Source organism: Halodesulfovibrio sp. (assembly GCF_015482765.1).
Taxonomy (GTDB): Bacteria; Desulfobacterota; Desulfovibrionia; order Desulfovibrionales; family Desulfovibrionaceae; genus Halodesulfovibrio.
The window spans coordinates 72465-88737 of the sequence record NZ_JADMLB010000067.1 but is presented as its reverse complement, the minus strand read 5'-3'; the positions used below and the strand labels follow the sequence as shown (position 1 = coordinate 88737).

The following is a 16273-nucleotide window of genomic DNA, read 5'->3' as shown; positions in this document are numbered from 1 at the left end:
CTCAGTCACCTCTACAGGCTTTTTCAATAAAGAATTAACTAATGACATATGATCACCTTGCTGTCGCTACCTGACAAATACTACACGCGAATAGAAACCCTTACCTGTACCTTCGCGCCTCCTCCACTGCTCCGAACAGGAGAAGCTACGTGCACTTTTTGCGGAGCTGCTTGCTGAAGCCCTGAAACAATTTCAGAAGCACGTGCATCAACTCTATCGCGTTCAGCACTGGCATCGCTGTCACGTTGTAATTGCCTGTGTTGGTCGAAAGCTAACAATCTTCCAGCGCGAGCCCCAATTCTTGCCCGTTGAGAATATGAAAAATCAAGTTTCCCATTCGAAGAAGCTCTTTCATCTGACAAATTACTCTCATAATCCATCTGAGCTTGAAGAAGTGAAGTCATCGTGCTCATCTTGTTATCCATCGCACTACGTACTGCCTCGGCAGACTTTACTGTAGCTCGAATATAACGAGAATGATCTGTTTGTTGCCCTGTAAACAAGTTAGACACGTTTACGTCTGCTTTCTTTTGAATTTTCTGAGCTCGTTGCTGAAGCTCAGTCACCTCTACAGGCTTTTTCAATAAAGAATTGACTAATGACATCCTAACCACCTTAAAAAATATTTATAGACATAAACATAGCGCAATAAATATATCGGCAGAACAAATGACTTCTTAATAAATTTTTATATTTTTTAAGAGGTTAACCTATTCTTAACCTTTTTGAGGCAAATTTTGAGGCTCTTCAATTTCAATCTATTTCTTTAGCCCCTTTTTCGGACAAAATTCTTCCATTTCACAAACTTCACACTGTGGACTGCGCGCTATACAAACATCTCGTCCAAATGACACGAGCATATGGTTGACAAATCCCCACTCCTCTTTGGGAAACAGCGGAAGCAGATCTTTTTCAACCACTGTAGGGTTAGTAGATTTTGTTAACCCGAGACGAAAAACAATACGCTTTACATGGGTATCAATCGCAATCCCTTCATTAATGCCATAGCCATTCCATAACACCACGTTTGCTGTCTTACGTGCAGCTCCAGCCAGCGTTGTAACTTCTTCTGAAGTCTTGGGAATCTCTCCCCCGTAGACCTCAACAACCCGCTGTGCAGCGGCAACAATATTTTTTGCCTTATTACGGTAAAAACCTGTAGAACGAACCATTTCCTCAACATCCTGCACATCTGCTTCAGCTAGTTCATACGGAGTAGGCCACCGTTCAAACAAAGCTGGAGTAACTTTATTAACCCGCTCATCTGTACACTGGGCAGAAAGCACCGTTGCAACAAACAATTCCCACACGGTGGTAAAGTTCAAATGCGTTGATTTTACAGGATACCTTTTATGCAATCGCGCCAGCATTTCTAATGCACGTTCTTTTTTACGCATTAATTCTCCAACAAAATGTAATACTATTATCCCGAAATAATTACTAACCTATACTTATGGCAGCGCATTTCCCACAAACAGTTGCCCAAAAGAATGCAGCGTTAGCAAGCAATGATGTTGCCCTTTGACGGTCTCTACTGGACATTCAATATTTTATAACAACATGCCGCAGAACAATTGCTCTCTACAACAACTTTTTGTACTGTCGCGCTGTTGTTCAACGCACTTCAACAAAATGGAGATACTATGTCTTTTCTCGTATACATGACAGCACCAACTCCTGAAGAAGCTCGGTCAATCGGCAAGGAACTTGTTTCAGAAAACCTTGCTGCATGTATCAATATTTTTCCCAATGTTGAATCAATATTCACTTGGGAAGATGAAGTGCAGTCGGCACATGAAGTCGTTTTCATTGCAAAGACATCAGAAGCAAAAGTTACAGCACTGACCAAACGGGTACGTGAACTTCACAGCTACGATGTGCCTTGTATTATTTCTATTCCTATTACAGGCGGAAATCCTGAATTTTTGTCCTGGATCGAACACGAAACCCGCTAGGAGCTCTAGTCCAATGGCCATTTATGTATTCGGCTCAATCGCCTACGACCGCATTATGAACTTTGATGGAAAATTTGCAGACCATATTCTTCCTGACAAAATCCACATGCTGAATGTATGCTTCTTTATTGAACGTTTGGAAGAAAAACTTGGCGGTACCGCTGGAAACATTGCCCATTCTCTTGCACTGCTCGGAGAAAAACCAGTTGTTCTTTCTACAGTAGGGAAGGATTTTGGTCGCTACAAAGAAGTGATGGAACAGCAGGATCTGCCACTTGATGGCATCCGCGTTGTTGACGATCTCTTTACTGCAAGTGCTCATATCACAACAGATCAGGGTGACAACCAGATTACCGGCTTCCATCCCGGTGCTATGATTCATCCTTGTAACTACGAATTCCCGACTCTTTCAAAAGAAAACGATATTGCTATTATCTCTCCGGGTAACAAAGATGACATGATGAATCTGCCTAAGTACTTCCGTGAACAGGGCATTCGCTATATCTTTGATCCAGGTCAGCAGATTACTATTTTCTCCGGTGAAGAAATGCTTGAATGCATTGAAGGCGCACACATGCTCGTATCAAACGACTACGAGCTGGAGCTTATCAAAAATGCTACAGGCCTTTCCAAAGAGCAGCTGCTTGAAAAGTGTGATTACATCATCACAACTCTCGCTGAAAACGGCTCAAGAATTGATAATGGCAAACCAATCGAAGTAGGCATTGCAAAACCTACTGAAGTCCTTGATCCAACCGGCTGCGGTGATGCATTCCGCGCTGGTCTGCTCAAAGGGATTATGGACGGAAAATCCGTTGAAGAATCCGCCAAACTCGGTGCTGTAGCTGCCAGCTTCTGCGTAGAAAAATACGGCACCCGTGAACACACCTTCACACAGGACGAATTCAACAAACGCTTTTCTGAAGCATTTTAGACTTTTACACGCTTCTCTGCCTCAAGAATAGGTAGCAAGATGCCGTAAAAAAAACAAAAAGCGAGTTGCGATTTTTTTCGCAGCTCGCTTTTTTCATTTCCAACAAACTCCCGCAACGTCCTTCACCCGTTATTTTATCAGGTGCAACACCGACATGAAATACGTATTCATTGACGCCTTCCCCCTTTCCTGTGCACAACAAATATATGTTGCCCAGCGATTTGATTTCTGAACTCCACGCTGTACGGCACAATCACGCAACACAAAACATTAGGAGATCTCATGGCAAGTTTTTTTCGTGCTAATGAAATAGCAAATATTGCAGTTGAAATAGAAAAAAAAGGTCGTCAGTTTTACTTACGTCTTGAAGAAGCAGCAAAAACTCCTGAAACCCGTGAACTGTTTCATTACCTTGCAGTAGAAGAAACAAAACACCAGAAAATCTTTCAGGATCTTGCAGATCGCTTAGGAGATATTGAACTTCCTGCATGGGCTACCGATGAAGAATATGGTTCTTACATTCAAGGACTTGTAGAATCTCACGCTCTGTTCTCCGATGAAAGTGTTGAGAAGCAACTCAATGCATTGGAAGATGAAAAAGAAGCTATCAGAATGGCAATGAACTTTGAAAAAGACACCCTGCTCTTTTTTGTAGAAATGGAAACCTTTGTTCCTGAATCTGAAAAAGCAGCCGTAAAAGAATGTGCTCAGGAGGAAAAACTCCACTTAATCAGATTACAGAACATGTACTCAAAATTGTAGTACAACTTCGCAGGAAACATACCCCATACCGTATTCACAGCTCTGTTTTCCTGCACACCTGCATGTAAAAAAAGGCTTAGAGGATATTCCTCTAAGCCTTTTCCATACATATTCGATTAACAAACCACTCGAATTAATTATCGTCCGGTTCGTATCCAGCCTCTTTAATCATCTCTTCAATCAATGCCGGATCAACACACTCTGTCGGACCATAGGTAACTTCACCAGTGGCATAATTAACGTTTACAACTTCAACACCATCTACGGTTTTTACCACTTCAGAAATAGTTGCAGCACAGTCAGGACTTTTCATTCCGGAAACTTTTAATGTAGCCATATCACTATCCTCCAGCATTGTTATCTCATCTAAATAAAGAACGTATTGAGAAATAAGTCGTTATAACAACACATAACGCCCCGTTCTTCATGACAACTCCAAGGTTATTTTGCTATACATCGTAATTCCTACCCTGCCAATAGGAAATACAGTTTGCTTCACTTGCACCCACTACTGTTATACCGTATTGATACTCACCGCATTCACGCGGAAACGATACTTTTACGGAGAGCTGTCATGAACGATATGCTGGCACTTGATTTTTCCAATACCGGATATATCTACATGTTTCTTATTTGGTCTGTCGCCGGAATTATTGGCGCAGTACTAGCGCACAAAAAAGGGCGTAACCCATTTTTCTGGGGAATCTTATGCCTGCTTATTCCTATGGCATTATTTGCCATCGGGGGAATGCGTGCTCCGGGTGAATCCGTGCCTGCCATGTTCCGCAACGAAAACGACACCAACTCTCCTCAATAATAGACTGCCCGCCACCACAACAGGCAATAACGAGATTTTTTTATGATTGAACGCAAATTTCATATAATGACGTTCGGCTGCCAGATGAACGTCAGCGACTCTGACTGGTTGAAACGCACCCTTGCTTCCAGAGGCTTTACAGAATGTGAAAAACCGGAAGATGCTTCCGTATTCATTGTAAACACATGTTCAGTTCGGGAAAAACCTGAGCAAAAAGTATACAGTCTTCTGGGGCGCATCAACGTTATGACCAAAGGTCGTGAAGACGTTATTGTTGCTGTTGGCGGATGTGTTGCACAGCAAGTCGGTCGTGGATTCTTCAAACGCTTCAAACAGGTTCGCCTTGTCTTTGGCACAGACGGCCTTTCCTCTGCGCCTCAGGCTCTCGACAGACTCGTGGACGATCCTTCACTGCGCATGAGCCTTCTTGATTTTTCAGAAGAATATCCAGACCGTGACGGCAACTGGGATGACTCTGAAGCACCGGTTTCCAGCTTTGTAAATATTATGACAGGCTGTGATAACTTCTGTGCATACTGCATCGTACCGTACACAAGAGGACGTCAAAAATCCCGCCCGACTCAGGCAATTATCGATGAATGCAAAGATTTGCTTTCACGCGGCACACGCGAAATCACACTGCTTGGGCAAAACGTGAACTCTTTCGGGCAAGACAGCCACGGTGACGGTACCTCCTTTACCGAACTGCTTTATAAAATTGCAGAACTGGACGGCTTAAAACGTCTTCGTTTTGTTACATCACACCCTAAAGATATTGCGGATGAAGTTATCAAAGCATTCGGCGAACTGGATGTTCTCTGCCCTCGCCTGCATCTGCCTCTTCAGTCCGGCTCCGACGCTGTTCTGAAAAAAATGGGACGCAAGTATGATATTAAAAAATACCTTACTATTGTAGAAAAACTTAAAGCAGTACGGCCCGACATCCAGCTCACTACAGATATGATCATCGGCTTCCCCGGTGAAACAGAAGAAGATTTCCTTGAAACAATGCGTATTGCAAAGATTGCAGACTACGCACAAAGTTTCTCATTCAACTACTCTGACCGTCCGGGAACCAGAGCAGAAATGCTGCCGAATAAGGTAGATAAAAAAGTTATGCAGGATAGACTTTCACGCTATCAAGCATGGCAGACAGATAATACTGAACGCATCCTCCAATCTATGGTAGGTAAAAAACTGGACATTCTTTTCGAAGGAGTCAGCAGACGTCCCGGAACCGAGGGCGTGTCATGGCAAGGTCGGGATATATATGGTCAGTTGGTGATCGTCACCCTGCCTGAAGGTGAAGATGTTACAGGAAAAATCCTTCCGGTAACTGTTACCAAAGCCACCAGACACTCTCTCATTGCTGAAAAGGCAGGAGACACATGGTAAGAATGGAAGTCGCCGGACTTTCGCTGGATAAGAAAACCCGAGCCCCCATACTTATGCTTAAAGATCCGGCAGGCGAAAGAATGCTGAATATCTGGATAGGTGCGATGGAGGCAATGGCTATTTCCATCTTTCTCAATCAGGTGGAAGTTCCACGTCCTCTGACCCATGACCTTATGCTCAGCAGCATTGAAGAACTAGGTGCCCAGTTATTGGGAGTGGACATTGTACGTGTTGAAAACGGAACGTACTTCGCAGAGCTTGATGTTGATATGGGGGGCAAACGCAGCCGCATAGACTGTAGACCATCAGACGCTGTTGCGTTGGCTTTGCGTGCAGGCATTCCGATTCTGGTTTCTGATGATGTGCTTGAAGCAACAAATGCGGAAGGTGAAAAAGCTCCGCAGCCAAGCGATCCGGCAAAAGACGGTGCAGCACAAATGATGCGTTCTGCACAGAATTCGGAACAAACTCAGATAGATTCCAGACGCGTTGCACAAGCTGCGGATCGCGGTAACGATGATGAATCGTTAGCTGATCTACTAAAAAAGATGCAACCCGATACGAAATACAAAATGTAAATAAAACGCCCTGCTCAGCAGGGCGTTTTTCATTATTTTTAATTTACCTTTCCTACACATCGGATCATAGTCACTCTTTATGACAACACTTCACACTACTTTTTAGCTCACCTGAACTCTACTTCTCATCAGTTGGATATCCGTCATGAAACGCTACACGAAACAGTTTTCCATTCCTGCACAAGAACAACCGTCAGGAGGAATTATGCTCCGCTCTTGGTTATTCCTGCTCGCCGCCATTCTCAGTGAAATAGCAGGAACAACATCTCTTAAGGCTTTTGATGATATTCACTCTGGTCAAACCGGAATGATTGCCACCAGCATATTCATAGCGTTATCGTACTTTCTGCTTTCCAAAGCAGTATTACGTATCCCTCTGGGCGTCGCCTATACGTGCTGGGAAGGAGTCGGGTTAGCACTTGTCGCCGCAACAAGTTTTTTCCTGTTTAACGAGCCCATGCCCCCACTTAAACTCATCGGTATCGCATGTGTCATGACAGGATTAGTATGGTTGCACCACGTGATGAGGCACTCAAATGATTAACGCATTACTCTGGATTCTCAGCTCCATTGGACTCGATATTGCCGCAAACTGGGCTATCAAGCGCTCAAAAGGTTTCTCCATCAAGCGCTGGGGTTTCCTTTCGATTACTTTGGTGATCTGCGCTTTTCTTATGCTTAAACCGGCGCTGTCTTACTTTCACCTGTCAGTTGCCTATGCACTATGGGGAGTAGGCGGCATAGCAGGAAGCTTTATTGTAGACCGAATCGTGTTTCATGTTCACCTCAGTCCACGTATTATCCCGGCAATTTTACTTATGATTTTAGGGATCATACTTATCAATGTCACCACACCGCCTGTTCACTAACAATGCTACAACAAAATCATAATATATTGATTTGAAAGACAAAAAACGGGAATACCCTTTCAGATTTGTTTATGGTATTACCCCACAGACATTATGACTACAGCACAATAGGTGACACACATGAGTAGACCAGATTCTCCGGTAATCACTACCCTTAACCATATTGCAGCCCTCTTCAAAGGCAGATCACTTTCTGATGGAAGTTATGTCTGGCGTGCTGCACCGCAAGTTTCAGATGCTTTTATGGAAAAGCTTAAGGCTAAATGGATCGAAGTTCGTTCCACAGCCCTGCCTAAAGAATTCCATTCTAAAAATAGAAAGCGTGAAGCGCTTAATGATATTTCATTTACAATCGACGACGTAGAAGTTTTTCCTAAAATCTACACCCGTAACGATTACAAACATGCGTTGCTGCATACGTTCTTTTTTTCAGAAGCCCGTCGCAACTTCAGCACCATGTGCTTCCTTATGGAGAACAACCTGCCGACAACTGAACCATTGGCACTGCTCTCCGGTAACAGAATGAATCCGGGAAAAGAAACTGTTCTTTTTACTCGAAAGCTTAAAGATACTGACATCTACTTTTATGACTTCCGTGAAATGCTTCACGACTTTTCACAAGAAAAACGTAATGCATTCTTTATCCTTTTCGGTAAAAAAATGGCAGAACTCCATAATCTTGGAATCTATACTGAAGATACAGACAAAAACATCTCAGTTCGTCCAATCGGTGAAACATACGATCTTCATTTTTATGATTTTGACAACTTCTACCCGTGGCGTTTTCTTAACTTGAAACGCTCCAAACACGCTGTTCGGCATAGTCTATTTTCTAAAAAATACGATGCATCTCTAGAAGAAGCAGAAATCTTCTTAGAATCCTACTTAACGGTCAGACAACGACCTGACTTAAAAGATGTTCTTCATAAAGAAATCAAGAACGTTATTGCATCGGGTGGCTCTAAATAAAAAAAGGTGAGTGGATAAACCACTCACCTTTTCTATTACTTTCTTTCTGCAGAGCTGCTCTGCTAACCAGACTTATCAGTTATGATACAAACCATTTTTCAAGGCGTACTTCAAAGTACTTCTGCGGATGATCACATGCTGGACAGACTTCCGGAGCAGTCAATCCTTCGTGAACAAAACCACAGTTGATACAGCGCCATGCAGCCGGCTTTGCTTTTTTGAAAATATCGCCGTTCTGAATAGAATTCATCATTGCAAGGTAACGCTCTTCGTGGTGCTTCTCAGCAGTCGCAATGGAACGCATTGCAGCAGCAACTACAGGGAAACCTTCCTGATCTGCAATCTCTGCAAACTCAGGGTACATTTCCATATACTCGTGACGTTCACCAGCAGCAGACTCTTTCAAGTTTGTAACAGTGTCGCCAATAATACCTGCAGGGAATGCAGCAGTAATTTCTACCTCACCGCCTTCAAGGAACTTAAACAAGCGCTTAGCGTGAGCTTTTTCCTGCAATGCAGTTTCCTCAAAAATCTTGGAAATCTGTACATAGCCTTCTTTGTTAGCAACACCGGCAAAGTAGTCATAACGGTTGCGAGCCTGAGATTCACCTGCGAACGCAGCTAAAATATTCTTTTCAGTTTTGGTGCCTTTAAGCTTACTCATCTATCACTCCTTACCTAATTAGTAATGATTCTTGTTAAGTTGTTTTTCCTTCTATACCAATACAATGTCATTGGGCAAGCTATTTCTACACAATTTAGAAATACTTGAAAAAACAAGTATTAACAATAGAATACGACCTAACAACGACATCTTTTTCATGCTGTAGACAAAGTCCCCAGCCTACCCGTATATCAAAAGGTAGTATGTTTACGGCTGACTATACACTTACTACCAATGTAATCAACCAACAGGATATTATGTAATGATTGACCTTCATGTTCATACCTCACTCAGCACAGGGGAACAAACTCCCGCAGCAGCAATGCGTTTTGCCAAGGCTGCCGGTTACCGTGCAATCGCGTTTACTGAACATGTTGACGCTACCAATATGCAATCGGTGCTTGAAAGCCTGCTTCCGATGATCCGCAGTTACTCTCTTTACTCGGGAATAGACCTTTATGCCGGAGTGGAACTTACCCATGTCCCTCCACAACTTATTCCGGATACCATTGTTCAAGCACGGGAGATGGGAGCACAAATCATTTGTGTACACGGACAGACTATTGCAGATATTGTAGATGAAGGAACCAACCTTGCTGCAATTGAAGGCGGTGCAGATTTTCTGGCACATCCAGGACTCGTCACAGAACAGGAAGCACAGCTGGCGGCAGAAAAAAATGTGTATCTTGAAATTACCGCCCGTGCTGAACATGCCCTGACTAACGGACATGTCGCAAAACTTGCTGCCATGACCGGTGCCCCGCTTATCCTCAACAACGGTGGATATAGAGGATATGACTTTATCAATAAAGACAGACGCCGTGCTATTGCCTTAGGTGCGGGAATGTCTAAAGAACACTATCAACAAACGGAAAACAATTCCCGTATGATCGTTTCAAAAATGATGATGCGTTAAGCACACGCCGCACCTTTGATCTCAGGAGTTTTTATGTATTCTGCTCAAAAATTACTTGTACCTGCTCTGATGTTTCTCCTTGTTCTATGTCTGACGCCAGCCTTTGCAGAACAGTCAAGTTCAGCGAACGAAAAAAACACACAGGCATTTTACGAAACAATACGTTCTAATCCCCTGACCCTGCGCGGCTTTATTTCGGGCATGCCTAAGGGGGGCGACCTGCGGGTGCGTCTCAAAGAATCGATCTATCCTGAAGATTATCTCCTGCTTGCGGAAAAGGAAAACTACTGCATAACACTTCCCACCTATTACGCAGTTCCTCCGCTGAATGGTGCCTGCCCTCCGGGGACAGCTCCGGCAAAAGAATTCTTTGATTCAGAAAAAAATTACCGCGAAGCAATTGAAGACCTTTCATCTGCGTCTTTTAATTCAAAACAACACATAATTTCTCTTCATGAAATAACACCTGACCAATTCGGCTTTCTGCTCAGTGCAGTTATCGAAAATGCTGCCTACCAGCACCTTGATTACCTTGAAGTACTCCTTCCGTGGGCTCCGGCTAAACTTCTTGATGCCGCGAACAATGTGACATGGAAAGGAACACCTCAAGACATGTACTCTGTACTCACAGCTGTTCCCGCAATGGACTCCATTGACAAAGGAAAAGATCGATTGATCTCTTTTATGGCTGGAACAAAAAAACACCTGCCCATTAAAACAGCTCAATCAGTTACTGTACGTATGGTTGCAAGCGTAGACAGAACTCAGGCCCCTTCCGTTGTCTTTGCTCAACTCATTTATGCATTTAAAACTGTCGCAGCAGATTCACGCTTTGTAGGCGTTGCTCTTACCGGCGATGAAGACCACCCAGTTGCGTTGCGAGATTACGATCTCCAACTGGAAATGCTGAATCTGCTCACAAACATGAAAGAATTTTCTGAGGTTAAAACCATCATCACTGCCGGTTACCTTGAGTTCGGTATGATTCAACCGACAAAATTCAAAGATCGCATCCGAATGGCAGTCACCAAAGGGAATGCTACTCGCATCAGCCACGGCTCTGCCATCATGTACGAGAACAACCCGTTTGCCCTGCTCAACGCACTTTCTGAACAAAAAATTCCTGTAGAAATTGCTCTTACCAGTGAAGAAGCAGTTCGCTCTATCACCGCAAAAGAAAACCCGTTCCCTGTTCTCCAGCAGTATGATGTGCCTGTCGTTCTGGTAACAGAAAGCGGCGGACTGACACGTATAGATATTACAAACGAATATGTCCGTGCTGCGCACGACTACAATCTTTCCTACGCACAGCTCAAAACTCTTGCCCGAAACAGTCTGGAGTACAGCCTCCTTCCGGGAAAAAGTTTATGGAAAAGCACATCTCCATATATCATGGGTGATGAATGCAAGGACTCTCTTACAAACAAAAAAACCGGTATATGCCAAAAACTCCTCACAGAAAATCCTAAAGCCAATAAACAATGGGCACTGGAAACAAAATTTGTGGAATTTGAACGACAATTCACCGCACAATAACTTCATACATCCATTCAAAATGGCTGCACAGTACTGTGCAGCCTTTTTTTATGTATTATGTTTTGCATTTTTTCTTTGCATTTCAAGCATCTTCGTTGACTTAGCCCCATATCTAATTGTAAAGGAGGGGAAATCTAATAAGGGAATCATGCTTAACCTGTCTCGTTTTTTAAAGATTTCTCCTGGTATACCGATAGCAGTTGTAAGACAACGTACAACCTGCATAAGGGACAGTTAATGCTCGACTACTCTAAATTCAAAGAAGTTCACGAACTTTTTTTGAAAGGAAAAAACCGCGAAGCAAAACATCTGCTGAAGGAACTTCAGTCCAAGTATATTTCGCTTTGCGATCAAGTATCCTCACTCAAGCTTCAGGTTAAAGAATATGATGACATTCTTCATTTCTCAGAGAATCTGATTTTTGATGGAAATTACTATTGGTTAAAAACCGGCAGTGTCCGGCACGGTCCGTTTTGCGCTGATTGCTGTAACGATGAAGGAATGCTTGTTCGTTTACCTCATGGTCACACCAAAAAAATATGCTGGCGTTGCGGTAAGCAATACCTTCCTCAGCCAGCCCGCACGTCTGCACCTACTGAACGAAAAATGGGTAAAGTAATTCCCCTGCATACCCCTGCTGTTTCAGAAGAGCATGACAACGCAGCCGCTAAGTAACCGGCACAACCAGACAAGCTACTTTCGCATACATTTTCCCCAGCACAGAACCACGTAAGATACTTAGCTAGCATACATTATAGAGGCGCTACATGAGCACACCTAAAAAACCTGAACACGCACTCATCATCAATGGAAACAGTGCAGAAGCAGCATTGGATAGAAAGATGCTCTTCCGCATTGGTATCCGCAGTGCACTGATAGTAGATTCTGTCTCTGGAACGTTTCGCTCGTTATCCAAAGCGCAATCAGGTGAAATCGATTCATTTGATTTGATAATCTGCGGTGCTCAGATGAAAGACGGCGATGCTCAATATCTGATAGATAAGCTCAAAAGCATTCGGGCTCAGATATCAATTCCTGTCCTTGCAGTCTCAACATCTCCGACAAAAGACTTTGTAATGCGTACTCTGACACTCGGGTACTCATCATTCTTAGCACGCCCCTATACTATGGACGGTCTTGTCCAGCAGGTTATTCATGCAGTTCGTAACACCTATGGTGTCGCCATTCCAACGGCATCACAGCCACAAGGCGACCAGCAGGATACACAAAAACTGCTTGAGCCTGAACCGGACACAGCAGAAACACTGTGCGAACGCGGGAAAAAGCTGCTCAAAAACCATCATTGGGACAGTGCGCTGGAAACATTCTCGCAAGCTATTTCTATCAACCCGCGACACGGCGCCGCGTATGTTGGTCGTGCAAAGGCGTGGAAAGGAAAGCGGGATCAAGAACAATACGTGCAGGAACTCAATGCTGCAGGTGATATATTTATGGCTCAGCATGACTACGAAGGTGCAGCAAATGCGTTAAAACCTTTGTATGAAGCCCATGATAAAGAAAATCCGCTATATAATACTGCTAAATCTCTCCTTCAGGAAGGAGACTTTGCAAATGCAGCCTCCGCATACCTACATGGAGAAAAGTTGAGCCCCGGCGTCCATCTGCACCAACAAATTTCCCGAGCCTGTATGTTTACACGGGCTCCGCAGCAGGCGGCAAAAGGCATTTGCAAAAAAATATACGAACAAGGGCATGAAGAAAAAGCAAAACTTTTATATAAGAGAATTGTAGGTGCTCCTGCCCGGCGGCATCCCTCGAGGAAGAAGAAGGTAAGCTGGTTAGACAGTTATCCGGCACTTTCCGAAATTGTTTCTGTCGCCAAGTACAGCTACCAAGCCTATCATGCATTTCAGAAGCCCCAGCCCGACAAAGCGCTGTTACATCCTTAGACACAAAAAAGCCCCGAAAATATTTTCGGGGCTTTTTCATGCGTAACCAAACAAGGTTAGCCTTGTTCCAGCTCACGCAGATAGCGGAAAAGTAATTTAGAAGACTTAAGCGGCTTCTGCTTTTCCATTTCTTTTTTTGCATTCCTGATGAGCTGACGCAGTTTTTGAATATCCACAGTTGGGTAGGATTCTACTACGGAATTCAGCGCATCCTTATCGCCCTGAAGCAACCGTTCACGAAGACGCTCCAAATGATGGAAGTCAGCACTTTGTGCGGCCTTCCCTTCCTGAACTTCTTCAATACGGGCTTTAATAGGCTCTATATCAACCTCACGAAGCATTTTACCGATGTATTGCATCTTACGGCGCTTGGCTTCATGCTTTGTAATCGTGTACAGTTCTTCGTATTCCTGTAATAAGTCAGGCGGAAGGTTGAAAGAACGGATAGCACTGATCGGAAAAGAAGCAAGCTCCTCCCCTATCTTCTGAATTGCAGTGCTTCGGCGTTTCTTTTCTGAGCGACTGAGATATTCATCCGTTTCTTCAGCTTCCAATGCCTGTTCATGATCATGATCTGTAACCATCTTAGACCTCCAAGAGGTCTGCTTCTACCGCAGGGAAGTACATTCGTAAAGTCCATGCATAATCAAACTAATTTTTCCCCTGCTTTAAAACTGCCTGTTACCTAAAATTCCACAGCGTGCTGGGCAGTTCAACATAAAATTCAATGTCATGCCTTGGTAATTCAATAAGTAGCATGAGCGTATCTGATGGCTCCAGACGAAACACATTGTCAAACAAGCGGGAGATAATCTCTTCCCGGGTCACAGCCGATTCACTGGCAACTTGATCTGCCGCTGAACGCACAACCGTTGTCGCCTCGTGGTGCAAAAGAATCCGCTCTGGATCAACAGGAACGGCTATTTCCCCGAACCGCTCTGTTTGCAGCTTCTTTGCCAAATAGTATTGTCTCATTGATAATCGCATACTATCTCCGCGCTTGAACAGCATAAGGATACATATTATACTAAATTACTATACAACGTGTACCCAGCTGCTTTTTTTTAGTTTACAAACCTGTTGTTCAATCTAAATGACCACATTGATTGAGGCATTTGCGCGAACATCTCAATTTTTTGCTCTGGTAATGATATCGCCACAACAAGCGGTCCTGCGGGTTCAATGTAGTATATGTTATTATAAAGATGCTTCTGCAAACTATGCTTATGCAGTCCTAATTTTTCAGCCAATGTTTCTGCACTCTTAAACAATGCATCTTTTCCGTTTTTGTTTAATTGGATATCCTCAGAATCAATATGTATTGCACCAGTTGCGTTATATTCGGTTTTAATTTTTTCAATAATATCTAGTCTGGCATTAGCTTGTTTCATGTGCTGCTCCTTATTCTGCAATAATACGGACTTGTTTTTACTATAATGCAACACAAAGAACGATGTATACGTGTTGTTAGCTATACAAGCTTCTTTGTTCTATGTAACTCACTTAGCCTAGAAATATTGTTAATCCATTACTGCTTTTATATTGCAATGCATCTTGTCTAAACCTTACTTGTAGTAAATTACACGTAAGCATGACATAGGTAATACAACAGTGCGAACCCCATTATACACAACTATAATCCGATACATTAAAGTTGCGCCATTTCCACATGCAACAGCGCTGACATTGTTGTTTGTAGCTACAACACTTTACATAGAGGCCCGTTTTCTACTGAATAGCGGGGTTCCGCTCTATGCAGTTGTCCTCTTTACGCTTTCTGCGTTTTTTGGCTGGGGCGTTATTTTATGTCAGGCAGACGCCTTTTCACGCTTTAGAGAGTTCAAAAGAATCAAAGCTATCTTCTCACGCAGAGGTTTCAACCCGCGTATCCTCAAGCTGGTTTCCACATCACGCTGTCAACGTGATGCGGCGTTACTTGCTGCCAAAGAAACAGGTCACCGCCACCTTGCTGCGTCATATTTCAAAGCGCTGGGCTACCGCTGGTATCACATCATTCCGGATGCAATCATCAAAAATCCGACGAACTTCTTCACCCTGCACTTCCTGCGAACAACATTTCTTCCCCGCAAAGATACTTTGTCACAATAAAACCGTTTTAATCGGTAACAAAGTATGCAACCATGCGGTGGAACACACTTGTAGCGGTTGCAGTGCCCATCACTTGCTGCGCCGCTGCTTGAGCAATACGGAGGCACTATGACAAAGACTATTGATCTTACTCTTACTGTTACGGAATCCCCGCGGGCTCTTGCCGACCACGCTGCACAACTTTTTGTTGAGCAGTGCCTCGAAGCTGTTGATAAACGCGGTGAATACAATGTTGCGCTTTCCGGCGGACACACACCGAAACTCTTTTTTGAAACCCTTGCTTCTGCAAAATACAACGCAAGCATCCCGTGGGAAAAAGTAAATTTCTACTGGGTTGATGAACGAAGTGTAGGGCCGGATGATGAACAGTCTAACTATCGACTGGCAAAAGAAGAGCTTCTGCATAAAGTTTCCGCCACCCACTTCTACCGAATGAAAGGCGAAATAAACTCACAGACAGCCGCGGATGAATACGAAAGCCTGCTCCGCAAACACTTCACTCTCGGAGAAGGGCAGGTTCCGCGTCTCGACTTCGTGCTGTTAGGCATGGGGCCAGACGGACACACCGCCTCGCTTTTCCCGGGATACGACGGAATTGAAATTACAAACAGGCTGGTCACAGATCAGTACATTAGAGAAATGGAAGCTTGGCGTATCACACTGACTCTTCCAGTCTTGAATAATGCACGTGCATGCGTGTTCCTTATTCAAGGAAAAGAAAAACATGATGTGCTAGCAAAGGCACTTAACTTACTGAGTGACAGAACACTGCCAGCCCAGCGAGTGCAGCCGCACAATGGCAAACTTTACTGGATTGTGGATCAGGACGCCTACGAAGGCTAATTTGTACACGCAGCAA

At 43.8% G+C, this 16273-nt stretch carries 22 protein-coding genes; 15 read left to right on the top strand and 7 right to left on the bottom strand.

The features are described from left to right. Nucleotides 1–80: 80 nt before the first annotated feature. Together QZY95_RS12815 and nth are read right to left on the bottom strand one after the other, a co-directional pair. Nucleotides 81–605, bottom strand: a complete 525-nt coding sequence (locus QZY95_RS12815; RefSeq protein ID WP_290924126.1) for a hypothetical protein — start codon at nucleotides 603–605, stop codon at nucleotides 81–83. Between the two features lie 153 nt (nucleotides 606–758). Continuing rightward, complete coding sequence (gene nth, locus QZY95_RS12810; RefSeq protein WP_290924123.1) at nucleotides 759–1397, bottom strand: endonuclease III; 639 nt, start codon at nucleotides 1395–1397, stop codon at nucleotides 759–761. A gap of 246 nt (nucleotides 1398–1643) precedes the next feature. Between nth and cutA the strand changes: the two genes are divergently transcribed. From cutA to QZY95_RS12795, 3 genes are all read left to right on the top strand, one after another. Next, nucleotides 1644–1955, top strand: coding sequence for a divalent-cation tolerance protein CutA (gene cutA / locus QZY95_RS12805; protein ID WP_290924120.1), 312 nt, complete (start codon nucleotides 1644–1646; stop codon nucleotides 1953–1955). A 13-nt stretch (nucleotides 1956–1968) separates the two neighbouring features. Further along, complete coding sequence (locus tag QZY95_RS12800) at nucleotides 1969–2889, top strand: carbohydrate kinase family protein (protein ID WP_290924116.1); 921 nt, start codon at nucleotides 1969–1971, stop codon at nucleotides 2887–2889. Between the two features lie 282 nt (nucleotides 2890–3171). Continuing rightward, nucleotides 3172–3651, top strand: coding sequence for a ferritin family protein (locus QZY95_RS12795; RefSeq protein ID WP_290924115.1), 480 nt, complete (start codon nucleotides 3172–3174; stop codon nucleotides 3649–3651). 133 nt (nucleotides 3652–3784) lie between these two features. Here the strand turns inward: QZY95_RS12795 and QZY95_RS12790 are convergent, their stop codons facing one another. Then, nucleotides 3785–3988 carry a heavy metal-associated domain-containing protein gene (locus tag QZY95_RS12790; protein ID WP_290924111.1) on the bottom strand — a complete coding sequence of 68 codons (204 nt, stop codon included), beginning with the start codon at nucleotides 3986–3988 and terminating at the stop codon, nucleotides 3785–3787. A gap of 237 nt (nucleotides 3989–4225) precedes the next feature. On the opposite strand from QZY95_RS12790, the gene QZY95_RS12785 reads away from it, so the two are divergent. The 6 genes from QZY95_RS12785 to QZY95_RS12760 all read left to right on the top strand — a co-directional run bounded on the left by QZY95_RS12785 (nucleotide 4226) and on the right by QZY95_RS12760 (nucleotide 8279). Next, nucleotides 4226–4468, top strand: coding sequence for a hypothetical protein (locus QZY95_RS12785; protein WP_290924108.1), 243 nt, complete (start codon nucleotides 4226–4228; stop codon nucleotides 4466–4468). Between the two features lie 42 nt (nucleotides 4469–4510). Next, on the top strand, nucleotides 4511–5863 hold the full coding sequence (gene miaB / locus QZY95_RS12780; RefSeq protein ID WP_290924106.1) for a tRNA (N6-isopentenyl adenosine(37)-C2)-methylthiotransferase MiaB: 1353 nt from the start codon (nucleotides 4511–4513) through the stop codon (nucleotides 5861–5863). Continuing rightward, nucleotides 5857–6441 carry a bifunctional nuclease family protein gene (locus QZY95_RS12775; protein WP_290924104.1) on the top strand — a complete coding sequence of 195 codons (585 nt, stop codon included), beginning with the start codon at nucleotides 5857–5859 and terminating at the stop codon, nucleotides 6439–6441. The genes miaB and QZY95_RS12775 overlap by 7 nt, the downstream gene beginning before the upstream one ends. A 205-nt stretch (nucleotides 6442–6646) precedes the next feature. Next, nucleotides 6647–6985: a multidrug efflux SMR transporter gene (locus QZY95_RS12770; protein ID WP_290924102.1), complete on the top strand. Its 339-nt coding sequence runs from the start codon at nucleotides 6647–6649 to the stop codon at nucleotides 6983–6985. After that, complete coding sequence (locus QZY95_RS12765; RefSeq protein ID WP_290924100.1) at nucleotides 6978–7310, top strand: SMR family transporter; 333 nt, start codon at nucleotides 6978–6980, stop codon at nucleotides 7308–7310. The genes QZY95_RS12770 and QZY95_RS12765 overlap by 8 nt, the downstream gene beginning before the upstream one ends. 120 nt (nucleotides 7311–7430) lie before the next feature. Continuing rightward, nucleotides 7431–8279 (top strand): hypothetical protein, encoded by an 849-nt coding sequence (locus QZY95_RS12760; protein WP_290924098.1) that lies wholly within the window; start codon nucleotides 7431–7433, stop codon nucleotides 8277–8279. Nucleotides 8280–8358: 79 nt separating this feature from the next. Here the strand turns inward: QZY95_RS12760 and rbr are convergent, their stop codons facing one another. Further along, a complete protein-coding gene (gene rbr, locus QZY95_RS12755) occupies nucleotides 8359–8943 on the bottom strand; it encodes a rubrerythrin (RefSeq protein WP_290924096.1) in 585 nt (194 codons plus the stop codon). 262 nt (nucleotides 8944–9205) lie between these two features. On the opposite strand from rbr, the gene QZY95_RS12750 reads away from it, so the two are divergent. The 4 genes from QZY95_RS12750 to QZY95_RS12735 all read left to right on the top strand — a co-directional run bounded on the left by QZY95_RS12750 (nucleotide 9206) and on the right by QZY95_RS12735 (nucleotide 13305). Then, entirely contained in the window at nucleotides 9206–9859 is a 654-nt protein-coding gene (locus QZY95_RS12750; RefSeq protein WP_290924094.1) for a histidinol phosphate phosphatase domain-containing protein, read from the top strand. Between the two features lie 33 nt (nucleotides 9860–9892). Further along, entirely contained in the window at nucleotides 9893–11395 is a 1503-nt protein-coding gene (locus QZY95_RS12745; RefSeq protein ID WP_290924092.1) for a hypothetical protein, read from the top strand. A gap of 237 nt (nucleotides 11396–11632) precedes the next feature. Continuing rightward, nucleotides 11633–12070, top strand: coding sequence for a hypothetical protein (locus QZY95_RS12740; protein WP_290924090.1), 438 nt, complete (start codon nucleotides 11633–11635; stop codon nucleotides 12068–12070). A gap of 92 nt (nucleotides 12071–12162) precedes the next feature. Next, entirely contained in the window at nucleotides 12163–13305 is a 1143-nt protein-coding gene (locus QZY95_RS12735; protein ID WP_290924088.1) for a response regulator, read from the top strand. 56 nt (nucleotides 13306–13361) lie between these two features. Here the strand turns inward: QZY95_RS12735 and yjgA are convergent, their stop codons facing one another. The 3 genes from yjgA to QZY95_RS12720 all read right to left on the bottom strand — a co-directional run bounded on the left by yjgA (nucleotide 13362) and on the right by QZY95_RS12720 (nucleotide 14696). Then, a complete protein-coding gene (yjgA, locus tag QZY95_RS12730) occupies nucleotides 13362–13889 on the bottom strand; it encodes a ribosome biogenesis factor YjgA (RefSeq protein WP_290924086.1) in 528 nt (175 codons plus the stop codon). A 97-nt stretch (nucleotides 13890–13986) separates the two neighbouring features. Further along, a complete protein-coding gene (locus tag QZY95_RS12725) occupies nucleotides 13987–14292 on the bottom strand; it encodes a hypothetical protein (protein WP_290924085.1) in 306 nt (101 codons plus the stop codon). 77 nt (nucleotides 14293–14369) lie between these two features. Further along, on the bottom strand, nucleotides 14370–14696 hold the full coding sequence (locus QZY95_RS12720) for a hypothetical protein (RefSeq protein WP_290924083.1): 327 nt from the start codon (nucleotides 14694–14696) through the stop codon (nucleotides 14370–14372). A 220-nt stretch (nucleotides 14697–14916) separates the two neighbouring features. Between QZY95_RS12720 and QZY95_RS12715 the strand changes: the two genes are divergently transcribed. After that, nucleotides 14917–15414: a hypothetical protein gene (locus QZY95_RS12715; RefSeq protein ID WP_290924080.1), complete on the top strand. Its 498-nt coding sequence runs from the start codon at nucleotides 14917–14919 to the stop codon at nucleotides 15412–15414. Nucleotides 15415–15522: 108 nt separating this feature from the next. Then, on the top strand, nucleotides 15523–16257 hold the full coding sequence (pgl, locus tag QZY95_RS12710) for a 6-phosphogluconolactonase (RefSeq protein ID WP_290924078.1): 735 nt from the start codon (nucleotides 15523–15525) through the stop codon (nucleotides 16255–16257). The last annotated feature ends 16 nt before the right edge of the window (nucleotides 16258–16273 follow it).

Bases quoted from the DNA above. Each gene is read 5' to 3' on its own strand.
- QZY95_RS12815 (WP_290924126.1), bottom strand. From the start codon at position 605: ATGTCATTAGTCAATTCTTTATTGAAAAAGCCTGTAGAGGTGACTGAG.
- nth (WP_290924123.1), bottom strand. From the start codon at position 1,397: ATGCGTAAAAAAGAACGTGCATTAGAAATGCTGGCGCGATTGCATAAA.
- cutA (WP_290924120.1), top strand. From the start codon at position 1,644: ATGTCTTTTCTCGTATACATGACAGCACCAACTCCTGAAGAAGCTCGG.
- QZY95_RS12800 (WP_290924116.1), top strand. From the start codon at position 1,969: ATGGCCATTTATGTATTCGGCTCAATCGCCTACGACCGCATTATGAAC.
- QZY95_RS12795 (WP_290924115.1), top strand. From the start codon at position 3,172: ATGGCAAGTTTTTTTCGTGCTAATGAAATAGCAAATATTGCAGTTGAA.
- QZY95_RS12790 (WP_290924111.1), bottom strand. From the start codon at position 3,988: ATGGCTACATTAAAAGTTTCCGGAATGAAAAGTCCTGACTGTGCTGCA.
- QZY95_RS12785 (WP_290924108.1), top strand. From the start codon at position 4,226: ATGAACGATATGCTGGCACTTGATTTTTCCAATACCGGATATATCTAC.
- miaB (WP_290924106.1), top strand. From the start codon at position 4,511: ATGATTGAACGCAAATTTCATATAATGACGTTCGGCTGCCAGATGAAC.
- QZY95_RS12775 (WP_290924104.1), top strand. From the start codon at position 5,857: ATGGTAAGAATGGAAGTCGCCGGACTTTCGCTGGATAAGAAAACCCGA.
- QZY95_RS12770 (WP_290924102.1), top strand. From the start codon at position 6,647: ATGCTCCGCTCTTGGTTATTCCTGCTCGCCGCCATTCTCAGTGAAATA.
- QZY95_RS12765 (WP_290924100.1), top strand. From the start codon at position 6,978: ATGATTAACGCATTACTCTGGATTCTCAGCTCCATTGGACTCGATATT.
- QZY95_RS12760 (WP_290924098.1), top strand. From the start codon at position 7,431: ATGAGTAGACCAGATTCTCCGGTAATCACTACCCTTAACCATATTGCA.
- rbr (WP_290924096.1), bottom strand. From the start codon at position 8,943: ATGAGTAAGCTTAAAGGCACCAAAACTGAAAAGAATATTTTAGCTGCG.
- QZY95_RS12750 (WP_290924094.1), top strand. From the start codon at position 9,206: ATGATTGACCTTCATGTTCATACCTCACTCAGCACAGGGGAACAAACT.
- QZY95_RS12745 (WP_290924092.1), top strand. From the start codon at position 9,893: ATGTATTCTGCTCAAAAATTACTTGTACCTGCTCTGATGTTTCTCCTT.
- QZY95_RS12740 (WP_290924090.1), top strand. From the start codon at position 11,633: ATGCTCGACTACTCTAAATTCAAAGAAGTTCACGAACTTTTTTTGAAA.
- QZY95_RS12735 (WP_290924088.1), top strand. From the start codon at position 12,163: ATGAGCACACCTAAAAAACCTGAACACGCACTCATCATCAATGGAAAC.
- yjgA (WP_290924086.1), bottom strand. From the start codon at position 13,889: ATGGTTACAGATCATGATCATGAACAGGCATTGGAAGCTGAAGAAACG.
- QZY95_RS12725 (WP_290924085.1), bottom strand. From the start codon at position 14,292: ATGCGATTATCAATGAGACAATACTATTTGGCAAAGAAGCTGCAAACA.
- QZY95_RS12720 (WP_290924083.1), bottom strand. From the start codon at position 14,696: ATGAAACAAGCTAATGCCAGACTAGATATTATTGAAAAAATTAAAACC.
- pgl (WP_290924078.1), top strand. From the start codon at position 15,523: ATGACAAAGACTATTGATCTTACTCTTACTGTTACGGAATCCCCGCGG.